Source organism: Variovorax sp. V15, assembly GCF_041154425.1.
In the GTDB taxonomy this organism is placed as follows: Bacteria; Pseudomonadota; Gammaproteobacteria; order Burkholderiales; family Burkholderiaceae_C; genus Variovorax; species Variovorax guangxiensis.
The window spans coordinates 5,187,761-5,208,593 of the sequence record NZ_AP028659.1 but is presented as its reverse complement, the minus strand read 5'-3'; the positions used below and the strand labels follow the sequence as shown (position 1 = coordinate 5,208,593).

Sequence of the window (20,833 nt, the reverse complement as noted above, 5' to 3'; positions counted from 1 at the left end):
GCGTGACGGGCGATCCCGCCATGTGGCTGGCCGTGCAGAGCATCCGCTGCCTCTGGACGAAGGCTGGGCGCGATGCGGAGCACGGCAGGCGGCGCGGACAGGCGCCGATGCGCCTGCCTCTCACCGGGCTCGAGGCGCAGCTGCTGCAGCTACCCGTTGCGGGCGGCATGCTGTGGCAGGAGATCTCGTTGCGTTCCGACGGCGGGGCGTTCGAGAACCAGCCCGTCGCGCCGGCCGCCTGGAAGTCATGGAACGCGCAGCAGCTGCGCGAGCAGGGGTATGAATGGCACGCGCAGCCGGGCGGCATGGCCATCGGCTGGTGGCACGCCGGCGGGGTGCGGCACACAGGTCAGCCGCAACCGCTGGGTGTACTGCGGCCCGGCCAGTGGCTGCGCGTGGTGACGCACCGGCGCACCAACGGATGGGATCACTGGGCCTGGGAGAAGCGCGTGACCAACCTCATGTGCGTGGACCGCACGCATGCGCTCGACGTCTTCGCGAGCACGCCGCCGGTGCGCGTGATCGACGAGGAGCCACACCTCTACTGACTTCTACCGGATCGCGCCGGGCGGCGCCGGCTTCAGGTGCCACGTCACCGTGAAGTCGAACGGCGTCCAGCGGCTCACGGTGACGCCTGAGCCTCGCAGGCCGCGGCCGGTCCAGGTGTTGCAGGTCTCGAAGAGGTTGTAGCCGCCTTCGGCCTCGTAGAAGGCGTCCTGGTCGTCGTAGTGCGCGCCTGCGATGGGCGCGGCCTTGCCCGATGGCAGGGCGCCGCGCACGTAGGCGGCGAGCTGCGCGTACTGGGCCTGCGTGAGCGGCAGCGCGAAGGCGCCTTGCCCGAGCTGGCTGCGCCGCAGGTAGCTCACATGAAGCAGTGCGCGGTTGCCTCCGGCCAGGGCGCCGAGCGCGCGCGATGCGGTCAGGTCGGCCCAGGTGGGCGTGTTCAGGTAGAACTCGCGGTCGCCCCAGCCGATGGCGATGAACTCCGCGTCGAGCGGTGGCGCCTTGAAGTCCGAAAGCGGAAACAGCTGAGGCCAGTCGATGGTGGCGGAACGCACAGGGAACACGTAGTCGGTATGCACGCCGTTGCTCAGCACCCAGGCCTGCACTTCGGCGCTGGCGCTCTCCGGCGGACCGGGGTTGGCGGGCCAGAATACCAGCGCGCAGGCCGTCGCCACGTACAGGCCCACCAACGCAATGAAGCCCAGCAGCGTGAAGGCGATGCGGCGCAGCCAGCGTCGGACCATCGCGTACTCAGAAAAGCGAAGCGGTGGTCGCCACCGGTTCGGCCGCCGCGCGGTGCGCGCCGGAGCCGGCGGGCGCCAGCGCCTCGGGGCTGCCGGCCTTTGCCAGCGCGCCCACGCGCACGCCCAGCAGCCGCAGCGGGCGCTCCAGCGGCACGCGTTTCAGGCACAGGCCGCCGGTCTGGCGAATGGTCTTCGCGTCGTCGGTGAAGCGGTCGATGGTCTGGTCGCGCGTGGCGATCCTGAAGTCGTCGTAGCGCAGCTTGATGCCGATGGTCTTGCCCACGTAGCCCTTGCGCTGCAGGTCGGCGGCCAGTTGCTCGCACAGCTGCGTGAAGATCGCGCCCAGCTCGGCGCGGTCGCGCACCGCGTGCAGGTCGCGGTCGAAGGTGGTCTCGCGGCTCATCGACACGGGCTCGCTCTCGGTCACCACCGGGCGGCTGTCGCGGCCCCATGACACCTCGTGCATCCACGCGCCGGTGGCCTTGCCGAAGTTGGCGACGAGCCAGTCGCGGTCGCGCGCCGCGAGCTGGCCCACGGTCTCGATACCGAAGCGCTTGAGCTTCTCGTCGGCCTTGGGGCCGATGCCGTTCACCTTGCGGCAGGGCAGGGGCCAGATGAGCTTTTCCAGGTCGTCCTCGTAGACGACAGAGATGCCGTTGGGCTTGTTGAACTCGCTCGCCATCTTGGCGATGAGCTTGTTGGGCGCCACGCCGATGGAGCAGGTGAGCCCGGTGGCGTCGAAGATGGCCTTCTGCAGCAGCCGCGCCAGCGAGCGCCCGCCCTCGCGCTGGCCGCCGGGCACGTCGGTGAAGTCGATGTAGACCTCGTCCACGCCCCGGTCTTCCATGAGCGGCGCGACCTCCAGGATGATCTTCTTGAAGGTGCGCGAATAGCGGCGGTATTCGTCGAAGTCCACCGGCAGGATGATCGCCTGCGGGCACAGCTTGGCCGCCTTCATGAGCCCCATCGCCGAGCCCACGCCGAACTGCCGCGCCGGGTAGGTGGCGGTGGTGATCACGCCGCGGCCGGTGTAGTCCTTCAGCAGCGGAAAGGCCTCCACCGGAATGTCGGCCAGCGTGCCGCCTTCGGGCAGGTTGCGGATGGCCTCGTCCACGCGCCTGCGGCCGCCGCCGATCACCACCGCCTTGCCCTTGAGCTGCGGATAGCGCAGCAGCTCGACGGACGCGTAGAAAGCGTCCATGTCGAGGTGCGCGATGCGGCGGATCTTCGGTGCCGAGGGGGTCTGGGAGCTCACGGAAACAATTGTCTCGCGGCTGGGCGCTGCTTGCGTGTGCGGGGCGATTCGCCGACGCGCACGCCCAGCAGCGTGCCAGGCCGACTTTTTTCGGGGCGGCGGGTCATTGCTTGCGCGCTGCCGCATGCCGGTGCCATCATGCGCGCCATGCAAACGGTCGCCTCCATCCTCTGGCGCAGGCTCGACGTACCGGGTCACGATGCCTGCCGCCTCGAACGCAATGCCTCGGCCTGGCAACTCGACGGTGCGGCGGTGTTCCGCCTGGAAGACGGCCGCATCGGCCAGCTGCACTACCGTGTGCGCTGCGACCTGCTGTGGCACACCCAGTGGGGCACGGTGCGCGGATGGCTCGGCGACTCGGCGGTCGACCTCTCCATCGCCCGCGACCCGCGCGGCCACTGGAAGCTCAACGACGAGGCCGTGCCCGACCTGTCGCACTGCATCGACCTCGACCTGGGTTTCACGCCCGCCACCAACCTGCTGCAGCTGCGCCGCCTGGGCCTTGTGAAGGGCGAGGGCGCGGATGCGCCTGCCGCATGGCTCGATATCGATGGCGGTGGCGGGCTCAGTGAGCTGATGCAGCGTTACGAGCGTCGCGGCGAGACCGAGTATGCGTACGAGGCGAAGCGCTTCGATTACGCGGCCACGCTGAGCGTGACGGCCGACAGCTTCGTCAGCGACTACCCCCGGCTCTGGGTGGCCGAGGGCTGAGTCGGAAGACTCAGTCGAATTGCGCCCGATCCCCCGTCACAAGCTCCCGATTGCGCCGCCGGTCCAGCGCGATCTCGTGCGCGAAAACCTCGCTGCCGCCACCCGCCGGCAGGTTGTAGGCCACTCGCAGCCGTGCGCGCACCGCGTCGCTTTCGAGTACGCGGTTGATCTCCGCATTGAGCATCTGCACCACAGCTGGTGGTGTGCGCGCGGGCGCGAAGATGCCGAAGAGCGAGTCGCGGTTGGCCTTCCCGAAGCCCAGCTCCGCGAGCGTGGGCACCGTGGGCAGTGCCTCGATGCGCGCAGGCGCGCCCACGGCCAGCGCCTGGAATCGGCCACCTTCGATGTACTGCAGCTGCTGCGCGGCGACGTTGGTGGAGAGCACCTCGAACTGGCCGCTGAGCGCATCGTTGAGCTGCGGACCGCCGCCCTGGTAGGGAATGTGCGTGATGTCGGCACCGCTTTGCGCGCGCACCTGCGCCAGCACCAGGTGGCCGATGGTGGCCACGCCCGACGTCGCCCATCGCACTTCGCCCGGCTGCCTGCGCGCCTGCGCGATCAGCTCGCCGAAACCGCGGCCGGTGAAGGCGGGCGTGCCCACCACCAGCACCGGTGTGCGCATGACGCTGGCCACGGGCACGAAGGCGCGCATCGGGTCGTAGGGAACGCGCGCGAGCAGAGGGTGCAGCGTGAGCGGGCTGATGGCCGAGAAGGCCAGCGTGCTGCCGTCGGGCGTGGAGCGGGCGAGTGCGTCCATGCCGAGGCTGCCGCCCGCGCCGGGGCGGTTCTCGATGAGCACCGGCACGCCGAGCGAACGTGCGAGCGGCTCGGCCAGCGCGCGCGCCATTCCGTCGCTCACGCCGCCGGGCGGATAGACCACGATCAGGCGCACCGGACGGTTCGGCCACTGTGCCGGCGCCGCGTGCGGCACGCGCGGCAATGCGCACGCCGCCGCGAGCAGGGCGCTGGCGTGCTGCAGCAGGTGGCGACGGCGAAGCCGGATCATGAGCCGGGGTTCTCCTGCGCCAGCCTGCGCAGCAGCGCCGCGAAATTCAGCGCGGGCAGATTGTCTTCCTCGGCGCGCGAGACCAGCGTGAGCGGCGCGTCGAGCTGCCCGCCGTCGGCGAGGCGCGTGTAGGCGATGGCGTGCGCGTGCACGCCATGCATCGACGCCGGCACCACCGAGAGGCCGACACCCGCGGCCACGAGATTGAGGTTGGTCATCATTCGATCGACTTCGGCCACCACGCGCGGGCGCAGCCCCTTGGCGTGGCACAGCGCGAGCAGGTCGGCGTACAGGCCGGGCGCGCCCGGGCGCCGCACGAGGATGATGCCTTCCTCGCAGAGCTTCGCGAGCGGCAGCGGGCGCGAGTCCTTGTCGCGGCCGAGGGCAAGGCGATGGTCGCTGGGCATGGCCACCAGCACCGGCTCGCGCAGCAGCGTCTCGAACATCAGCCCCTCGGGCCGCGCGACCGGCACGCGCAGCAGGCCGCAGTGCAGGCGGCCGGCGGCCAGCGCCTCGGTGAGCTCGGCGGCGTTGTCCTCGCGCAGCTGCAGCTCCACGTCGGGGTAGGCGCGGCGGAACTCGCGCAGCGCCTCGGGCATGAAACGGTGCGCCGCCGCCGAGCTGGTGAAGCCCACCGCGAGCGTGCCGGCCTGGCCCTTGGCCACGCGGGTCATGCGCTGCTTCATCGATTCCATGTCCTGAAGCATGCGCAGCGCCTCGGCCTGGAACAGCCGGCCCGCGTCGGTGAGCGCCACGCCGCGCGGATGGCGCCGGAACAGCAGCACGCCCAGCTCGCGTTCGAGCGCCTTGATCTGCAGGCTCAAAGGCGGCTGCTGGATGCCCAGCTGCTCGGCCGCGCGCGTCATGTGGCCGGTCTCGGCAACGGCGGCGAAGTAGCGCAGTGCCCGTATGTCCATATGTTTTTTGTATGAAAAGTGCCTTGTTATTTTATTTGACCCTAAGTCACCCCGAATCTATCTTCCGGCCGCCCATTCAAGAACAAGCGGTCCAACGAGACCGCATGCCGGAGACAAGTCCATGCGCAAAGAGCGCCCTGCATCGAAGTTCCTCGCCGTCGCCAGCGCGATCGGCATCTCATTGGCCCTGGCCGCCTGCGGCGGCGGAGGCGGGGGAGGAGGCGGCGGCTTCGCCTTCCTGCCCCCGACCAGCACGCCGCCCGCCAGCGGCGGCGACAACCCACCGGCAGGCGACCCACCCGACAACCCGCCGCCTCCGCCCGTGCAGCCGGTCGTCTCCTGCGCCGACCTCGCAGGTCGGAGCCTGCCGGCCTCGCTGATCAGCCTGCCCACGCAGGGCGCCACCGTCACCAGCGCCACGCCGGTCGCCGCGAGCGACGCCGGCAACACGCTGGGCGATTACTGCCGCGTGCGCGGCACCATCCAGCCGGTGGACCCCAATTCGCAGTCCATCAACTTCGCGGTCAACCTGCCCGAGAAGTGGAACCAGAAGACCATCCACTTCGGCGGCGGCGGCTTCGACGGCGTGCTCATCGACGGCACCGAGGTCATCCGCTTCGGTCCCGCCGGCAAGCCCGCGCCGCTTGCGCTGGGCTACGCCACCTACGGCGACGACTCGGGCCACCAGTCGGGCAGCATCACCGACGGCAAGTTCGCGGCCAACGACGAGCAGCTCGCCAACTACGGCGGCAACTCGCTCAAGAAGACGCGCGACGTGGCGCAGGCGCTGGTGCTCGCGCGTTACGGCATGGCGCCGAAGCACGCCTACTTCCTGGGCACCTCCACCGGCGGGCGCGACGCGCTGAGCTACATCCAGCGCTGGCCGCTGGACTACGACGGCGTGATCGCCAACGAGCCCGCGCTCAACTACACCGGCACGCGCCTGTCGAACGTGGCCGTGGGCCGCGCGCTCTACAACAACGGCGGCGCCGGCTGGATGAACGTGGCGAAGACGCTGCTGGTGCAGAAGGCCGCGATGCAGGCCTGCGACAAGCTCGACGGCGCGGCCGACAGCATCGTGAGCAATGTCGAAAGCTGCCGCCTGCTGAACAGCCAGATCCTGGCCTCGCTGCGCTGCAGCGGCGGCGCGGACACGGGCGACACCTGCCTTTCGGACGCGCAGCTCGACACCGTGCGCGCCATCGAATCGCCGCTGGACTTCACGACCTACGCGCTGGCCAATGGCGTGAAGCGCGCAGGGGGCTACAACCTGCTCGAGGGCGCGCTGGTGGCCGGCCCCTTCACCACGCGCGACCTCGGCACGCGCAAGGTGCCGGCCAACCCCGCCACCTCGGCCGACGCCAACATGTACGTCACCGGCGACCAGTGGGTGAAGTTCTTCGTCACCCGCATCGCCAACTTCGACACGCTGACCTTCGACCCGCTGGACCCGGGCAGCTATGCGGCGCGCGTGACCGAGGTGTCGAATCTCACCGACGCCACCGACCCGAACCTCGCGCCCTTCTTCGCGCACGGCGGCCGGCTCATCATGCTGCACGGCCTGGCCGACGAGGTGATCAGCCCCAACTCGACCATCGACTACTACAGGCAGCTCGTCGCCACGGTGGGCCAGGCCTCGGTCGACCAGAGCGTGCGCTTCTACACCGTGCCCGGCATGGGCCACGGCACCGGCAGCTTCATTCCCAACTGGGATTCGCTCGCCGCGCTCGAAGGCTGGGTGGAGAACGGCCTCGCGCCCGCCACCGGCGTCGCGGTCGATGCGGTGGCCGGGACCTACGGCCGCACCCGCCCGCTGTGCCTGTTCCCGGCCTGGCCCAAGTACCGCGGCAGCGGCAGCCTGGACGCGGCCGTCAATTACAGCTGCGTGACCGAGGTCGGCGACCCGCTGGCCTGCCCGAACCTGCCCGCGGCCGTCACCACCTACAAGGGCGGCGACAGCTTCGGCGAGGAGCTGCGCGTGCAGATCGACCCGGCCACCATGGCCTACACCGTGACCATCGATGCCAGCCTGCAGCGCACGGCGGGCACGGTGCGCAGCGGCACGCTGGTGTCGGAAGGCAACTGCAGCTATGCCAGCGCGGAGAGCGGGGCGGTGTTCAGCTTCGGCGCGGGCGGCGTGCTCTCGGGCGGCGTGAATGCGCCGAGCGGTGGCGGCTTTGCTCCGCTGCTGGCGTTCCAGAACGCCTTCCAGAACGCGGCGACGCCGACGGTGTTCAACCCGGTGGCGAACATCTTCAACGCCGTGGGCGTGCAGCAGGGGACCGGCGGCACGGCGGCGCATGCGTCGTCGGTGCGGCTGCGCAACGCGGGCACCTTCCAGTACTGCCGCGATCCGGTCAGCGGCGCCTTCATGACCTACGACGCGAGCTGCACGCAGACCGAGAAGGGCTACATCACCTACAACGGCACGCGCGGCGCCTTCGACCTGTACACCACTTCGCCGACCGGCAGCGCCGTGACCACCGGCGGCACGCTCACCGGCTCGATGGTCATCGGCCTGGTCAACGGCGTCGCCGTGCCGGTGCACCTGGTACGCGAATCGGCGGCCAACATGGGCATGCGCGTGTACGGCCTGCAGCAGAGCCTGGTCAGCGGCACGGCGGACGGCAGCTACGCGCTGGTCAGCGTCAAGGGCGAGAACCACGATGCCACGGTGGCCGGCACCGGCCTCAACCTCGGCGGCGCGGCGGCCGCGCTGAACTACGACACTCCCGTGCTCGGCGTGGCGCAGGCCGATGCCGGCCGGCCGGGCAATTTCATCTTCAACAGCGGCGTCCTCGCATTCGTCTCCACCGACACGGCGAAGGCGGCGCTCGAATTCGGAGTACGCCATTGAAAAAGCGACTTTCCAGCCTCGCGGCTTCCACCGCCTTCGCGCTGCTCGGTGCGGTATCGGGTGCGCAAGCCCACGCCGCTCCTGCCGGCCCGAAAGCGGCAGCCTGCCCCTCGCCGGTGCCCGAGTCTGCGCGCTGCTACACCGGTGAGGACGGCGCGGGCTCGTTCTACTGGATCGCCATCCCGAAGGACTGGGCGAAGGACGCCGGCCGCGTGCTCGTGATGCACGCCCACGGCGGCCCCGAGACCGGACCGCCCAAGCTGGAGCGCAGCGAGGAAGACCTCAAGCGCTGGGCCATCACCGTGAAGGCCGGCTATGCGTGGGCCGCTTCCACCTACAGGCGCGGCGGCTACGGCGTGACCATGGCGGCCGAAGACACCGAGCGCCTGCGCCGGATCTTCGTGCGCCATTTCGGCCAGCCGCACCGCACGCTGCTGCACGGTCAGAGCTACGGCGCGGGCGTGGCGGCGAAGGCGGCGGAGCTCTATGCGCCGGCCGGCGGCGCGAAGTCGCCCTACGACGGCCTGCTGCTCACCAGCGGCGTGCTCGGCGGCGGCAACAGCGCCTACGACTTCCGGCTCGACCTGCGCGTGGTCTACCAGTACGTCTGCCGCAACCATCCGCGCCCCGACGAGCCGCAGTACCCGCTGTGGATGGGCCTGCCGCTCGATTCGAAGCTCACGCGCGCCGACCTCGCCGCGCGCGTGAAGGAGTGCACCGGCGTCGGCCTGCCCGCCGCGCAGCGCACGCCGGAGCAGGCGGCGCGGCTGAAGACCATTCTTTCGGTCGTGAAGATCCAGGAGCGCTCGCTGGTGAGCCACCTGAGCTGGGCGACGTGGCTCTTCCAGGACCTGGTGCAGAAGCGCCTGGAAGGCCGCAACCCCTTCGGCAACATCGGCGTGGTCTACAGCGGCTCGGCCGACGACGCGGCGCTCAATGCCGGCGTGCTGCGCTATGCGGCCGATCCGCAGGCCAAGGGCGCGCTGGCAGCCGACAGCCAGCCCACCGGCCGCACCGCGCTGCCCACCGTGGGCCTGCATGCCATCGACGATCCCACGGCTTTCGTCGAACTCGAAAACTCCTACCGCCGCATCCGCGACGCGGCCGGCACCGGCGACCTGCTGGTGCAGAGCTTCAGCAGCGAGCGCGAGCACAGCTACCTGAGCGACTCGGAGTACCCCGCGCTCTTCGCCGCGCTGCTCGACTGGATCGACAAGGGCGAGAAGCCCACGCCCGAGGGCCTCGCCCAACGCTGCAAGACGCTGATGCCGCGCTACGACACCGACGGCAGGAACGGCTGCCACTTCCGGCCCGCATGGCAGCCGCCCGCGCTGGAGAGCCGCGTGCCGCCGCGCGCGCCCTGAACCATTTTTCAATCCAACCTCACGGAGACTCCATGAAGAAACTGTTCGCCCTCGCGGCGATCGCTGTTGCCGCCGTCGCTGCCCATGCGCAGGACTTCCCGGGCGGCAAGCCCGTCACCATCGTCGTGCCCTTCGCGGCCGGCGGCCCGACCGACCGCGTCGCGCGCGACCTCGCCGAGGCGCTGCGCAAGCCGCTGGGCGGCAGCACCGTCATCATCGACAACGTGCCCGGCGCAGGCAGCTCCATCGGCGCGGCCAAGGTGGCGCGCGCCACGCCCGACGGCTACACGCTGCTGCTCAACCACATCGCGATGGCCACCGTGCCCAGCCTGGTGCGCAACGTGCCGTTCAAGGTCGAGACCGACTTCGAGTACCTGGGCATCGTCAACGACGTGCCGATGACGCTCATCTCCAAACCCAGCATTCCGGCCGCCAACTACAAGGAGCTCAGCGGCTGGATCGCCGCCAACAAGGGCAAGATCAACCTCGGCAACGCCGGCGTGGGCTCGGCCTCGCACCTGTGCGGCCTGCTCTTCCAGAGTGCCACCAAAACCGAGATGACGCCGGTGCCCTACAAGGGCACCGCGCCCGCCATCACCGACCTGATCGGCGGCCAGATCGACCTGCTGTGCGACCAGACCACCAACACCACGCCGCACATCCAGGGCGGCAAGGTGAAGGCCTTCGCCGTCACCACGTCGAAGCGGCTCGCGCTGCCGCTGTTGAAGGACCTGCCCACGCTCGACGAGGCCGGCCTGAAGAACTTCCAGGTCACGATCTGGCACGGCCTGTACGCGCCCAAGGGCACGCCCGCGCCGGTGCTCAAGAAGCTCAACGACGCACTCAAGGTCGCGCTGAAAGATCCGGACTTCATCCACCGCGAGGAACAGCTCGGCGCCGTGGTGGCCACCGACGGCCGCGTCGAGCCGGCGGGCCACAAGAAGTTCGTGATCGACGAGATCGCGAAATGGACGCCCGTGATCAAGGCGGCGGGCGTCTACGCCGACTGAGAGCCGCAAGCTACCGCCCCACGGCGATCAGCGTCCAGACGATCGCCACCAGCTGGGCGATGTTGATCAGGATCGCGACCACGTGGGTTCTGCGGAACCCCGGGATCGCGTCCATGTAGTTCGACTGGATCTGCGTGCCCAGCGCGTCCATCTTCGGAATCACTTTCTTGCGCAGCACGACGGCGATCGCGGCCAGCGCCGCGGCGCCGGCCGCGATGCCCAGCCGACCCGCGGAGGCAAAGCTCACCGCCGTCGCGCTCGCGGTGATGAAGGCGGCGACGTAGTAGATGTTGAAGAAGCCGCGCACGAAGCGCGCGTCCAGCGGCGTGTCGTGCTTGAGCACCAGCAGCGGGATGGAGCCCATGATGAAGTAGGCCGTCGTGACGAGCAGCGCCACCGTGAAGAACAGGGCGGCGAACATGGCAGCGGACATCTGGACTCACCTCCGTGCACAGGCCTCTTCGGGCCTCCTGCGGCGCTGGAACGGCTACTCCCTGGGAATCTGGGCCTCGATTTCCTTGATTACAGCCTCTTTCTGGCGGTTGTATATCTGGGGATTGGCCGGATCGACCGCGTGGGCGCGGTCCTTGGCCTGCTCGTACTTCAGGCGCAGGTCGGGGCGGCGTTCGAGGATGCCGATGAAGGCCAGCGAATCCCTGTGGACCGGATCGCCGCGGTGGCAGACGTGGATGTTGATATTGAAGCGCCGTCCTGCGTGCAGCACCGAGCCGCAGACATACGGCTTCTCGTCGCGGTCGACCCAGACCGGGCGGCGGTGGAAGCCGATGCGCTCGAACTGCGCCTGCTCCTCGCGCAGGTTCTCGCGGGTGGTGATGGCGGCCGTGTCGATCATGGGCTTGCCGCGCAGGCCGGCGATGGCCGTGCTGCCGATGTGCACCAGCTCCACGCCGGGCAGCCGTGCCTGAACGTACTCGCGCGCGGCGGCGAAGACTTCGGCGTACGCCGGGTCGTAGGCGACGATGTTGCGCTGGTCCAGTCCCTCGTCGAATGGCTCGATCTTCATGGGTCGCTCCGGTGTGTCGTCAGCTGGCGAAGCGCCTGCGGTACTCCACGAGGCTCACGCCCAGGCGGCGGCCGAATGCACGCCTGAAGCCGTCAACGTTCGCGTAGCCCACCGCGTCGGCCAGCCGCTTGGCCGGCAGGTCCGACTCCTCGGCCATGCGGCGGGCGGCGTCGATCCTCGCATTCTCGACAAACTCGGCCGGCGTGGTGCCGGTCTCGCTGCGGAAGATGCGCGCGAAGTTGCGCTCGCTCATGCCGGCGCGCTGGGCGAGGGCGGGCACGGAGAGGTCGTCCTTGAGGTTCGCGAGCACGTGGTCCTGCACCTCGCGCATGCTGGAGCGCTCGGAGGTCTGGGCCGCCAGGTGGGCGCTGAACTGGCTCTGGCCGCCGGGGCGCTTGAGGAACATCACCAGTTGCCGCGCCACGCTCAGCGCGAGGTCGCGGCCGTGGTCTTCCTCCACCATGGCCAGCGCGAGGTCCATGCCGGCCGTGACGCCGGCGGAGGTGAAGAGCTGGCCGTCGCGCACGTAGATGGCGTCCGACTCGACGCTGGCGAGCGGGTAGTCGGAGGCGAGCTGGCCCGCGAGCTTCCAGTGCGTGGCCACGCGCTTGCCGTCGAGCAGCCCGCTGGCGGCAAGCACGAAGGCGCCGCTGCACACCGAGCCGTAGCGCCGCACGGTGCGCGCCTGGCGCCTGAGCCACTCTTGCAACTGCGTGTCGGCCGCCATGTCTTCCACGCGGGGGCTGCCGGCGACCAGCAGGGTGTCGATGGCGCCGCGATGCGTGGCCACCGTGGAATCGACGCCCAGCCGCAGCCCGCCGCTGCTCTTGAGCATGCTTTCGCCGCTGGAGATCACCTGGACGCGATAGGCGCGCGGGTCGCCCAGCTGCTGCGATGCCTCGGCGAAGACGTCGGCGGGGCCGGCCACGTCGAGCAGCTGGAAACGGGGAAAGGCGAGGATGGCGACACGCATGGCAGACAAGGTCCGGGGATTGGCTGAAAACGCCGTGAGTTGGCGGAAATGGCTTCGGTAGTCTGGCGGAAAATACACACTAATGCAAATCCAGCCAAGGACGACAACATGCAAAACCAGGCTCTGAACCCTTCCTCCCCGGTGATTTCATCGGTCGCCGCGGTTGCGCCGCGCGCGCAAGCCTCCGTGCGCAACCTCCCGGTCAACCTCTTCGCCTCCGTGATGGGCTTTTCCGGGCTGGCCCTCGCATGGCGGCTCGCGCATGAGAGCCTGGGCGCGCCGGCCATCGTCGGCGAAGCCATCGGGGCCTTCGCGCTGGGCGTGTTCGTGCTGATCGCGGCGGGCTACCTGACGAAGCTGGTGAGGCATCCGCAGGCGGTGCACGCGGAGTTCCATCATCCGGTGGCGGGCAACTTCTTCGGCACCATCGCGATCTCCATCCTGCTGCTGTCGGCCGTCATCGCGCCGTACAGCGCACCCCTCGCTCACCTCGCGTGGACGATCGGGCTGCTGGCGACCTTCGCGCTGAGCTTCGCCGGCCTGTCGCGGCTGCTGAAGGGGCAGGTGGATGCCTCGCTCGCGGTGCCGGCGTGGATCATCCCCGGCGTGGCCACGCTCGACATTCCCGTGACCGGTGCGCACATGCCGATGGCCTGGGCGGCCGAGGCCAACCTGGCTGCCAGCGCCATCGGCGTGGTGCTGGCGCTCGTTCTCTTCACCATGATCATCGGCCGGCTGGTGCATCGCGACCCGCTCGCTCCCGCGATGGAGCCGTCGCTGATGATCCTGGTGGCGCCCTTCGCGGTGGGCTTCCTGGCCTACACCAACATCGTCGGCGAGATCGATCGCTTTGCCTCGCTGCTCTTCTACTTCGGCCTCTTCATGTTCGCGGTGGTCGCGCCGAAGGTGTTCCGCCGTGGCGCCAGTTTCGCACCGGGCTGGTGGGCGATCGGCTTCCCGATGGCCGCGCTCGCCAACGCCGCGCTGAAGTACGCCGAGTCGCATCCGAGCGAGCCGCTCTGGGCGATCGCCATCGTGCTGCTGGCTGCGCTGAATGTGGCGCTGGCGGTGCTCACGGTGAAGACGGTGCGGATCGCGCTCAACGGGAAGCTCTTCGCCTGAGCTTTGCTCAGGCCAGGGCCCGGCCGGTCGCGTAGAGCCCGAGCCCGAAGACCGCGTGCGTGACCAGGCTGTGCAGCCGCGCGATGGCCGGCCGTGGCGTGCGGCTGGCGGCGATGCCGGCGCCCATGGCCGGCTGCATCACGAAGAAGGGAGCGGCCACGCTGCCGATGCCGATGAGCATTGCGGGGCCGAGCGTGGGAGCAAGCAGCCAGCCATGGCCCCAGACGGCGAGCAGCACCGCCGCGAATGCGATGCCGATCGCGTAGTGCGCCACCCAGCCGAGCAATCGTTCTCCACGCACGGGCGGCGTGGTGGCAATCGGCATGTGGAAGAAGCGCCCGCGCGGCAGCCAGGCGAGCCAGCGGCCGACCAGCGCGTAGTCGAGCGATGGAACGCCGAGCAGGCGTTTGCGGGCGACGCCCCAGAGATCGATGAGCGCGGTGGCGCCGGTGCCGATCAACACCGCGCCGGCAAGCAGCTTCGTCGTGTCAGGCATCGGCACGCCCCTTGACCAGCCAGCAGGCGGCGGTCAGCCGGACCTCGTCGCCATGCACGCAGGGCTCGAAGGCGGCGCGCACCGTGTCGATGACCCGGGCGCGCGTTTCCTCATCCGCCTGCAGCAGCGCAATGCCGACCGGACCGAGGCGGCTCAGATAGCCGATCAGATCCTTCTCGGGCATCGTGCAGTGCAGGTCGACGGGCCGGATGTCGATGCAGTGCCAGCCGCTTTCCTCGAGGACGGCCTGCACCCGCTCGCGGTCCGCGAAGGCGAACTGGCCCGGTGCGCCCGGAACCCGGGGCGGCAGGTTCGGCAGCAGCGGCGCGGCTGCGCGTTCGGCGGTCGTCATGAACGGGTTCTCGGCCGCGCTTCGCCATGCGACGAAGCTCAGCCCCGCGCCGTCCTTCGCGGCGTGCCGCAGGTTGGCGAAGGCGCGCACGGGGTCGTCGAAGAACATCACGCCAAGGCGCGAGACGATGCTGTCGAAGCCCGCGGGCTCGAATGCGTGGGTCTGCGCGTTCGCGCAGATGAAGCGCGCGGGGATTCCTTCGCGCCCGGCACGGACGCGGGCGGCGGCGATCATCGGCTGCGAGATGTCGATGCCGGTGCATTCCGCGCCGCCGCCCACTGCTCGCGCGATGGCCAGCGTGGTGCCGCCGGTGCCGCAGCCGACGTCGAGCACGCGGCTCCCGGGAGCGGCGCAGGCCGTCTCGACGAGCAGTTTCTCCAGCGGGCCGAAAAGCTGGTCCAGCGTTTGCTGCGCATCGACCCAGGCGTGGCCGGCCGGGCCGTTCCAGAGCCGGGCCTGTGCGTCGCCGGCCGCTTGCGTGGCGGGGTGCATGGTTTTCTCCATGATCGTTTCCTCTTGCTTGCCTTCACGAGGCGGAAGCCGCACTATGCAAATTCAAGCCGGCTTGAAGTCAAGAGGAGGAGGAAGCACATGGATATCGCCGAAGTGGCCAAACGCTCCGGCCTGCCCGCGTCCACGCTGCGCTACTACGACGAGAAGGGGCTGATCGCCTCCACCGGCCGGCAGGGCCTGCGGCGCACATTCGATGAAGGCGTGCTGGAGCGGCTGGCGCTGATCGCGCTGGGCCGCGCCGCCGGTTTCTTGCTCGACGAGATCGCGCGCATGTTCGGCCCCAACGGGCAGCCGCGCATCGACCGGGTGATGCTCAATGCCAAGGCGGACGAGCTCGACCGCACGATCCGCAACTTGAGCGCGATGCGCGATGGCCTGCGCCATGCGGCCGTCTGCCGCGCACCCAGCCACATGGAGTGCCCGACCTTCCGGCGCATTCTTGGCGCCGCGGCGTCGGGGGCGATCGGCGGCCGCAGAGAGAAAAAGAAGAAGCAGCAGCCTCCGCCGGCAGGCTGATCAGGCGTTCGCCAGCAGCGAGAGATCGCGCGCGGCCTGCAGCATGAGTTCTCGCGCGCGGTCCAGCGACGGAATCGCGTGCCGGTCGATGCGCCGGATGTACGGCGTGGTGAGCACCGCCAGCGCATGCCCGTGCGGCCCGAGGATGGGGCAGGAGATGTCGATCACGCCGAAGTACTGCATGCTCTCGCGCTGCCGGTAACCGGTGGCGCGCACGGCCTCGAGCATGTGCTCCAGCTCGTCGGGTGGAATCTGTACCTCGCCGTCGAGCGCGACGTGCTCCGCCAGCATCTGCCGGCGCCGCTCTTCCGACTCGCAGGCCAGCAGCACCTGGCCCGAGCCGGTGTCCAGCAGGTTCACGCGCGTGCCGGGCCGCACCGTCATGCTGCTCGCCGCGGGGCTGTTGACCTGCGCCACGATCTGCACGTTGCCCCGGTCGTACACGCCCAGGTGGCAGGACTGCTCGGCCTCCTTCACGTAGCGGTCCATCACCGGCAGCGCCTGCGTCACCAGCCGGTGGTTCGGCGGATAGCGGTGCGCCAGGTCGAACATCTTCAGGCTCAGGCTGTAGCGGTCGCCCGCCAGCGAGCGCAGCACGTACTGGCGCGCCACCAGCCGTTCGAGCATGCGGTAGATCTCGCTGGGGCCGCGGTCGAGCGCCTTCACGATCTCGCCGCGCGTCAGGCCTTCGGGCTGGTCGGCAAGCAGTTCGAGGATGTCCAGGCCCTTGTCGAGCGCGGGAGCGCGGTAGCGGTCCTGCTGCTCCTGCTCTTCGGCGGGCTTGCCGAGGATGTCCGGTTGAATCGATTTGTTCACCAATGAATTTCAACAGCAAGGATCGTCGTTTGCAAGTTTCGTTTTACGGGAAAGCACCCATGAAGCGCGCTTGACGCTGAAAGTTCGTATGTAAATACTATATTCACAAATGGACTAGAGAGGCAAGGCGTTCGGCAGCCAGGCGCTGCCCGCGACCCGAAATGATCCAGCGAATCGACTCGCATCAGCACTTCTGGCGGCCCGCGCGCGGCGACTACACGTGGCTGCGCGCCGACGTGCCCGCGCTGGCGCCGCTCCTGCGCGACTTCATGCCCGAAGACCTGCAGCCGCTGCTGCATGCCCACGGCGTGAGCCGGACCGTGCTCGTGCAGGCCGCCGATTCCCACGCCGAGACCGACTTCATGCTCGATCTCGCGGGCAGCCGCGACGAGATCGGCGGCGTGGTCGGCTGGGTCGACCTGAGCCGGCCCGACGCCGCCGCCTCGCTGGAGCGGATGGCGCGGCATCCCAAATTCAAGGGCGTGCGGCCGATGCTGCAGGATCTGCCCGACGACGACTGGATCGCGCGCCGCCCGCATCCCGATGCGGTGAACGCCATGCTGAAGCTCGGCCTGCGCTTCGACGCGCTCGCGAACCCGCGTCACCTTCCGTGGGTTCTGCAGTTCGCGAAGCGTTGGCCGCAGTTGCCGATGGTGATCGACCATGCGGCCAAGCCGCCGGTGGGCGCGCACGGCAGCGAAGAATTCGCCCGCTGGCGCGAAGACATGGCGGCCATGGCCGCGCTGCCCCAGGTCTGCTGCAAGTTCTCGGGCCTGTGGACCGAGGCGCGGCCCGCGATGCAGCGCGATGCGGATGCCTTCGCACAGGCGGTGCGCCCTGTGTGGGAGCACCTGCTCGAAGTCTTCGGCCCGGCGCGCCTGATGTGGGGCAGCGACTGGCCCGTGCTCACGCTGGCCGGCGACTACGCGGGCTGGGTCGCGGTGAGCGAAGCCTGCATCGGCGGCCTTTCTCCCAACGAGCAGGCCGAGGTGTGGCACGGCACCGCCCAGCGCTTCTACGGCCTGGCGTCGATTCAGGACCCCTCATGACGCAACCCATCGTCACCATTCGCGACCTGAGCAAGTCCTTCGCCGGCGTGCGCGCGCTCGACAGGGCGCAGTTCGAGCTGCTGCCCGGCGAGGTGCATGCGCTCATGGGCGAGAACGGCGCGGGCAAGTCCACGCTGATGAAGGTGCTGGCGGGCGTCTACCGCAAGGATTCGGGCGAGGTGCTGCTCGACGGCCGGCCCGTGGACATCGAGAGCCCGCGCGCCGCGCAGGCATTGGGCATCGGCATCATCCATCAGGAGCTCAACCTGATGAATCACCTGAGCGCCGCGCAAAACATCTTCATCGGCCGCGAGCCGCGCGGTCGCTTCGGCCTCTTCATCGACGAGGAGGCCATGTGCGGCGAGGCGCAGCGCATCTTCGAGCGCATGAACCTCAAGCTCGACCCGCGCACGCCGGTGGGCGAACTCACGGTGGCACGGCAGCAGATGGTGGAGATCGCCAAGGCGCTGTCGTTCGACTCGCGCGTGCTCATCATGGACGAGCCCACCGCCGCCTTGAACAACGAGGAGGTGGCAGACCTGTTCCGCATCATCGGGCGCCTGCGTTCGCGCGGCGTGGCCATCGTCTACATCTCGCACAAGATGGACGAGCTCAAGCGCATCGCCGACCGTGTGACCGTGATGCGCGATGGCCAGTACATCGCCACCGTGCCGATGGCGACGACGCCGATGGACGCGCTCATCGCCATGATGGTGGGCCGCCAGCTCGCCGAAGCCGGGCACGAGATGCCCGACACCTCGGGCAACGAGGTGGTGCTGGAGGCCAGGGGCATCTGCCGGGGCGCGATGGTGCGCGACGCCAGCTTCGTGCTGCGGCGCGGCGAGATACTCGGCTTCGCGGGGCTGATGGGCGCGGGCCGCACCGAGCTGGCGCGCGCCGTGTTCGGGGCCGACCGCATCGACGCGGGCGAAATCCTCGTGCAGGGGCGGAAGGTGTCGATCCGCTCCCCCGAGGATGCGGTGGCCCACGGCATCGGCTACCTGTCGGAGGACCGCAAGCACTTCGGCCTGGCCACCGGCATGGACGTGGAAACCAACATCGCGCTCGCGAGCATGAAGCGCTTCCTGTCGGCGGGCTTCCTCATCGATCAGGCGGCTGTCGAATCGGCCGGTGAGCGCTATGTGCGGCAGCTCGGCATCAAGACGCCGTCGGTGCGCCAGCAGGTGCGGCTGTTGTCGGGCGGCAACCAGCAGAAGATCGTCATCGCGAAGTGGTTGCTGCGCGACTGCAATGTGCTCTTCTTCGACGAGCCCACGCGCGGCATCGACGTGGGCGCCAAGGCGGAGATATACCGCCTGCTCAACGAGCTGGCCGCGCAGGGCAAGGCCATCGTCATCATTTCCTCGGAGCTGCCCGAGGTGCTGCGCATGAGCCACCGCGTGCTCGTGATGTGCGAGGGCCGCATCACCGGCGAGCTGGTCGCGCGCGAGGCTTCGCAGGAAAGGATCATGCAGCTCGCCACCCGGCGCGAGACCGCGCACGCCGCCCCTTGACCACGCACGACACGACTGGAGACTCCCCTTGACGACCCCCACCGTGACCACCGCAGCCACCGCAGCGGGCTTCTCGCCGAAGACGCTGAAGGACAGGCTCCTGCGCCCCGCCACGCGGCAGAAGCTGCTGGCCTTCGCCAGCCTCGTCGCGCTGATGGTGTTCTTCAGCTTCGCGTCGCCGCAGTTCCTGCAGGCCGACAACCTCGTGGGCATACTGCAGTCGACCGCGGTGAACGGCGTGCTCGCCATCGCCTGCACCTTCGTCATCATCACCTCGGGCATCGACCTCTCGGTGGGCACGCTGATGACCTTCTGCGCCGTCATGACCGGCGTGGTGCTCACCTACATGGGCATGCCGCTGTGGCTGGGCGTCTGCGCGGCCATCTTCTTCGGCGCGCTCAGCGGCTTCGTCTCGGGGCTGCTGATCGCCAAGCTGAAGATCCCGCCCTTCATCGCGACGCTGGGCATGATGATGCTGCTCAAGGGCCTGTCGCTGGTGATCTCGGGCACCAAGCCGATCTACTTCAACGACACGCCGGGTTTCACCGCCATCTCGCAGGACTCGCTGATCGGCGACATCGTGCCCTCGTTGCCCATTCCCAACGCGGTGCTGATCCTGTTCCTAGTGGCGGTGGCCGCGAGCATCGTGCTCAACAGGACCATCCTCGGGCGCTACACCTTCGCGCTCGGCAGCAACGAGGAGGCGGTGCGCCTATCGGGCGTGAACACCGACTTCTGGAAGATCGTGGTCTACACGGTGAGCGGCAGCATCTGCGGCATCGCGGGCCTGCTGATCGCATCGCGGCTGAACTCGGCGCAGCCGGCGCTCGGGCAGGGCTACGAGCTCGACGCCATCGCGGCGGTGGTCATCGGCGGCACCTCGCTCAGCGGCGGCACCGGCACCATCGTGGGCACCATCATCGGTGCCTTCATCATGAGCGTGCTCACCAACGGCCTGCGCATTCTTTCGGTGGCGCAGGAGTGGCAGACGGTGGTCACGGGCGTGATCATCATCCTGGCCGTGTACGCCGACATCCTGCGCCGCCGCAGCGGCAGCAAGGCGCGCTGAACTCCCGCCCGTTTCCGATCCCGATCCGTTCGTTCCCCACAACCACAGGAGACATCGCATGATCCAGAGAAGAACAGTCGTCGCTTGCGCGCTGGGCGCGGCCCTTGCCGGTGTGTCGGCACTCGCGCAGGCACAGCAGGCGCAGGAGATCTACATCCCGCTCGTGTCCAAGGGCTTCCAGCACCAGTTCTGGCAGGCTGTGAAGTCGGGCGCCGAGCAGGCCGCCAGGGACCTGAAGGTGAAGGTGAGCTTCGAAGGCCCCGAGACCGAGGCCATGGTCGACAAGCAGATCGACATGCTCTCGGCCGCGCTCGCCAAGAAGCCGCAGGCCATCGGCTTCGCCGCGCTCGACAGCCAGGCCGCGATTCCGCTGCTGAAGAAGGCGCAGGCCGCGAAGATCCCGGTGGTGGCCTTCGACTCGGGCGTGGACAGCGACATCCCGGTGACCACGACCACCACCGACAACAAGGCCGCCGCCGCGCTGGCCGCCGACAAGATGGCCGAGCTCATCGGCAAGAGCGGCGAGGTGGCGCTGGTAGTGCACGACCAGACCAGCCGCACCGGCGTGGACCGGCGCGACGGCTTCGTCAACCGCATCAAGTCGGCTTACCCGAACATCAAGATCGTGAGCGTGCAGTACGGCGGCGGCGACCAGCTGAAGTCGACCGAGATCACCAAGTCGATATTGCAGGCGTCGCCCAACCTCAAGGGCATCTTCGGCGCCAACGAGGGCTCGGCCATCGGCGTGGTCAACGGCGTGAAGGAGATGAAGCGCACCGGCAAGGTGGTGATCATCGGCTACGACTCCGGCAAGCAGCAGAAGAACGCGATCATGGACGGCAGCATGGCCGGGGCCATCACGCAGAACCCGGTGGGCATGGGCTACAAGACCGTCGAGATGGCGGTGAAGGCCGTCAAGGGCGAGAAGCTGCCGAAGATCGTCGACACCGGTTTCTTCTGGTACGACAAGACCAACATCGCCGATCCCAAGATCGCGGCTGTGCTGTACGACTGATCCGCAG

At 69.0% G+C, this 20,833-nt stretch carries 21 protein-coding genes; 11 read left to right on the top strand and 10 right to left on the bottom strand.

Annotated features, from left to right (window positions below; genetic code table 11):
• The first annotated feature begins 2 nt into the window (after nucleotides 1–2).
• Complete coding sequence (locus ACAM57_RS24880) at nucleotides 3–548, top strand: hypothetical protein (RefSeq protein WP_369659332.1); 546 nt, start codon at nucleotides 3–5, stop codon at nucleotides 546–548.
• A 3-nt stretch (nucleotides 549–551) separates the two neighbouring features.
• On the opposite strand, the gene ACAM57_RS24875 is transcribed toward ACAM57_RS24880, so the two are convergent.
• Both ACAM57_RS24875 and dinB read right to left on the bottom strand, forming a co-directional pair.
• Nucleotides 552–1,247, bottom strand: a complete 696-nt coding sequence (locus tag ACAM57_RS24875) for a TIGR02117 family protein (RefSeq protein WP_369659331.1) — start codon at nucleotides 1,245–1,247, stop codon at nucleotides 552–554.
• 7 nt (nucleotides 1,248–1,254) lie between these two features.
• Complete coding sequence (gene dinB / locus ACAM57_RS24870; RefSeq protein ID WP_126023224.1) at nucleotides 1,255–2,502, bottom strand: DNA polymerase IV; 1,248 nt, start codon at nucleotides 2,500–2,502, stop codon at nucleotides 1,255–1,257.
• 138 nt (nucleotides 2,503–2,640) lie between these two features.
• Between dinB and ACAM57_RS24865 the strand changes: the two genes are divergently transcribed.
• Nucleotides 2,641–3,213 (top strand): putative glycolipid-binding domain-containing protein, encoded by a 573-nt coding sequence (locus tag ACAM57_RS24865; RefSeq protein ID WP_369659330.1) that lies wholly within the window; start codon nucleotides 2,641–2,643, stop codon nucleotides 3,211–3,213.
• Between the two features lie 10 nt (nucleotides 3,214–3,223).
• Here ACAM57_RS24865 and ACAM57_RS24860 read toward each other — a convergent pair whose 3' ends face one another.
• Nucleotides 3,224–4,219, bottom strand: a complete 996-nt coding sequence (locus tag ACAM57_RS24860) for a Bug family tripartite tricarboxylate transporter substrate binding protein (protein WP_369659329.1) — start codon at nucleotides 4,217–4,219, stop codon at nucleotides 3,224–3,226.
• The gene (locus ACAM57_RS24855; protein ID WP_369659328.1) at nucleotides 4,216–5,136 is read right to left on the bottom strand and encodes a LysR substrate-binding domain-containing protein; all 921 of its coding nucleotides are present in this window, start codon (nucleotides 5,134–5,136) and stop codon (nucleotides 4,216–4,218) included. Before ACAM57_RS24855 ends, ACAM57_RS24860 begins: the two co-directional genes overlap by 4 nt.
• A 121-nt stretch (nucleotides 5,137–5,257) precedes the next feature.
• On the opposite strand from ACAM57_RS24855, the gene ACAM57_RS24850 reads away from it, so the two are divergent.
• From ACAM57_RS24850 to ACAM57_RS24840, 3 genes are read left to right on the top strand one after another with little or no spacing between them, the layout of a single operon-like run.
• Nucleotides 5,258–7,993 carry a tannase/feruloyl esterase family alpha/beta hydrolase gene (locus ACAM57_RS24850; protein ID WP_369659327.1) on the top strand — a complete coding sequence of 912 codons (2,736 nt, stop codon included), beginning with the start codon at nucleotides 5,258–5,260 and terminating at the stop codon, nucleotides 7,991–7,993.
• Complete coding sequence (locus ACAM57_RS24845) at nucleotides 7,990–9,357, top strand: hypothetical protein (protein WP_369659326.1); 1,368 nt, start codon at nucleotides 7,990–7,992, stop codon at nucleotides 9,355–9,357. Before ACAM57_RS24850 ends, ACAM57_RS24845 begins: the two co-directional genes overlap by 4 nt.
• Before the next feature lie 32 nt (nucleotides 9,358–9,389).
• A complete protein-coding gene (locus ACAM57_RS24840; protein ID WP_369659325.1) occupies nucleotides 9,390–10,367 on the top strand; it encodes a tripartite tricarboxylate transporter substrate-binding protein in 978 nt (325 codons plus the stop codon).
• A gap of 10 nt (nucleotides 10,368–10,377) precedes the next feature.
• Here the strand turns inward: ACAM57_RS24840 and ACAM57_RS24835 are convergent, their stop codons facing one another.
• Genes ACAM57_RS24835 through ACAM57_RS24825 form a run of 3 tightly spaced genes read right to left on the bottom strand, consistent with a single transcriptional unit; the run spans nucleotide 10,378 to nucleotide 12,364 of the window.
• The gene (locus ACAM57_RS24835; protein WP_126023232.1) at nucleotides 10,378–10,800 is read right to left on the bottom strand and encodes a hypothetical protein; all 423 of its coding nucleotides are present in this window, start codon (nucleotides 10,798–10,800) and stop codon (nucleotides 10,378–10,380) included.
• Nucleotides 10,801–10,854: 54 nt separating this feature from the next.
• Nucleotides 10,855–11,391 (bottom strand): GrpB family protein, encoded by a 537-nt coding sequence (locus ACAM57_RS24830; protein WP_369659324.1) that lies wholly within the window; start codon nucleotides 11,389–11,391, stop codon nucleotides 10,855–10,857.
• Between the two features lie 19 nt (nucleotides 11,392–11,410).
• Nucleotides 11,411–12,364: a GlxA family transcriptional regulator gene (locus ACAM57_RS24825; RefSeq protein WP_184636701.1), complete on the bottom strand. Its 954-nt coding sequence runs from the start codon at nucleotides 12,362–12,364 to the stop codon at nucleotides 11,411–11,413.
• Nucleotides 12,365–12,472: 108 nt separating this feature from the next.
• Here ACAM57_RS24825 and ACAM57_RS24820 point away from each other — a divergent pair, with 108 nt between their 5' ends.
• Nucleotides 12,473–13,486, top strand: coding sequence for an SLAC1 anion channel family protein (locus ACAM57_RS24820; RefSeq protein WP_369659323.1), 1,014 nt, complete (start codon nucleotides 12,473–12,475; stop codon nucleotides 13,484–13,486).
• Between the two features lie 7 nt (nucleotides 13,487–13,493).
• Here ACAM57_RS24820 and ACAM57_RS24815 read toward each other — a convergent pair whose 3' ends face one another.
• Both ACAM57_RS24815 and ACAM57_RS24810 read right to left on the bottom strand, forming a co-directional pair.
• Nucleotides 13,494–13,982: a DUF2938 domain-containing protein gene (locus tag ACAM57_RS24815; RefSeq protein WP_369659322.1), complete on the bottom strand. Its 489-nt coding sequence runs from the start codon at nucleotides 13,980–13,982 to the stop codon at nucleotides 13,494–13,496.
• Nucleotides 13,975–14,838: a class I SAM-dependent methyltransferase gene (locus tag ACAM57_RS24810; protein ID WP_369659321.1), complete on the bottom strand. Its 864-nt coding sequence runs from the start codon at nucleotides 14,836–14,838 to the stop codon at nucleotides 13,975–13,977. The genes ACAM57_RS24815 and ACAM57_RS24810 overlap by 8 nt, the downstream gene beginning before the upstream one ends.
• A gap of 87 nt (nucleotides 14,839–14,925) precedes the next feature.
• Here ACAM57_RS24810 and ACAM57_RS24805 point away from each other — a divergent pair, with 87 nt between their 5' ends.
• Complete coding sequence (locus ACAM57_RS24805) at nucleotides 14,926–15,363, top strand: helix-turn-helix domain-containing protein (RefSeq protein WP_369659320.1); 438 nt, start codon at nucleotides 14,926–14,928, stop codon at nucleotides 15,361–15,363.
• Here ACAM57_RS24805 and ACAM57_RS24800 read toward each other — a convergent pair whose 3' ends face one another.
• A complete protein-coding gene (locus ACAM57_RS24800) occupies nucleotides 15,364–16,179 on the bottom strand; it encodes an IclR family transcriptional regulator (RefSeq protein ID WP_311736981.1) in 816 nt (271 codons plus the stop codon).
• A gap of 161 nt (nucleotides 16,180–16,340) precedes the next feature.
• On the opposite strand from ACAM57_RS24800, the gene ACAM57_RS24795 reads away from it, so the two are divergent.
• The 4 genes from ACAM57_RS24795 to ACAM57_RS24780 are packed head-to-tail and all read left to right on the top strand — an operon-like array spanning nucleotide 16,341 to nucleotide 20,826.
• A complete protein-coding gene (locus ACAM57_RS24795; protein WP_369659319.1) occupies nucleotides 16,341–17,228 on the top strand; it encodes an amidohydrolase in 888 nt (295 codons plus the stop codon).
• Complete coding sequence (locus ACAM57_RS24790) at nucleotides 17,225–18,742, top strand: sugar ABC transporter ATP-binding protein (protein WP_369659318.1); 1,518 nt, start codon at nucleotides 17,225–17,227, stop codon at nucleotides 18,740–18,742. Before ACAM57_RS24795 ends, ACAM57_RS24790 begins: the two co-directional genes overlap by 4 nt.
• A gap of 28 nt (nucleotides 18,743–18,770) precedes the next feature.
• The gene (locus tag ACAM57_RS24785; RefSeq protein WP_369659317.1) at nucleotides 18,771–19,811 is read left to right on the top strand and encodes an ABC transporter permease; all 1,041 of its coding nucleotides are present in this window, start codon (nucleotides 18,771–18,773) and stop codon (nucleotides 19,809–19,811) included.
• Nucleotides 19,812–19,869: 58 nt separating this feature from the next.
• On the top strand, nucleotides 19,870–20,826 hold the full coding sequence (locus ACAM57_RS24780) for an ABC transporter substrate-binding protein (RefSeq protein ID WP_369659316.1): 957 nt from the start codon (nucleotides 19,870–19,872) through the stop codon (nucleotides 20,824–20,826).
• Nucleotides 20,827–20,833 lie beyond the last annotated feature (7 nt).

What these genes read in the sequence shown, in the direction of transcription:
- ACAM57_RS24875 (WP_369659331.1), bottom strand. Translation starts at nt 1,247, where the DNA reads ATGGTCCGACGCTGGCTGCGCCGCATCGCCTTCACGCTGCTGGGCTTC.
- ACAM57_RS24865 (WP_369659330.1), top strand. Translation starts at nt 2,641, where the DNA reads ATGCGCGCCATGCAAACGGTCGCCTCCATCCTCTGGCGCAGGCTCGAC.
- ACAM57_RS24860 (WP_369659329.1), bottom strand. Translation starts at nt 4,219, where the DNA reads ATGATCCGGCTTCGCCGTCGCCACCTGCTGCAGCACGCCAGCGCCCTG.
- ACAM57_RS24855 (WP_369659328.1), bottom strand. Translation starts at nt 5,136, where the DNA reads ATGGACATACGGGCACTGCGCTACTTCGCCGCCGTTGCCGAGACCGGC.
- ACAM57_RS24850 (WP_369659327.1), top strand. Translation starts at nt 5,258, where the DNA reads ATGCGCAAAGAGCGCCCTGCATCGAAGTTCCTCGCCGTCGCCAGCGCG.
- ACAM57_RS24840 (WP_369659325.1), top strand. Translation starts at nt 9,390, where the DNA reads ATGAAGAAACTGTTCGCCCTCGCGGCGATCGCTGTTGCCGCCGTCGCT.
- ACAM57_RS24835 (WP_126023232.1), bottom strand. Translation starts at nt 10,800, where the DNA reads ATGTCCGCTGCCATGTTCGCCGCCCTGTTCTTCACGGTGGCGCTGCTC.
- ACAM57_RS24830 (WP_369659324.1), bottom strand. Translation starts at nt 11,391, where the DNA reads ATGAAGATCGAGCCATTCGACGAGGGACTGGACCAGCGCAACATCGTC.
- ACAM57_RS24825 (WP_184636701.1), bottom strand. Translation starts at nt 12,364, where the DNA reads ATGCGTGTCGCCATCCTCGCCTTTCCCCGTTTCCAGCTGCTCGACGTG.
- ACAM57_RS24820 (WP_369659323.1), top strand. Translation starts at nt 12,473, where the DNA reads ATGCAAAACCAGGCTCTGAACCCTTCCTCCCCGGTGATTTCATCGGTC.
- ACAM57_RS24815 (WP_369659322.1), bottom strand. Translation starts at nt 13,982, where the DNA reads ATGCCTGACACGACGAAGCTGCTTGCCGGCGCGGTGTTGATCGGCACC.
- ACAM57_RS24810 (WP_369659321.1), bottom strand. Translation starts at nt 14,838, where the DNA reads ATGGAGAAAACCATGCACCCCGCCACGCAAGCGGCCGGCGACGCACAG.
- ACAM57_RS24805 (WP_369659320.1), top strand. Translation starts at nt 14,926, where the DNA reads ATGGATATCGCCGAAGTGGCCAAACGCTCCGGCCTGCCCGCGTCCACG.
- ACAM57_RS24795 (WP_369659319.1), top strand. Translation starts at nt 16,341, where the DNA reads ATGATCCAGCGAATCGACTCGCATCAGCACTTCTGGCGGCCCGCGCGC.
- ACAM57_RS24790 (WP_369659318.1), top strand. Translation starts at nt 17,225, where the DNA reads ATGACGCAACCCATCGTCACCATTCGCGACCTGAGCAAGTCCTTCGCC.
- ACAM57_RS24780 (WP_369659316.1), top strand. Translation starts at nt 19,870, where the DNA reads ATGATCCAGAGAAGAACAGTCGTCGCTTGCGCGCTGGGCGCGGCCCTT.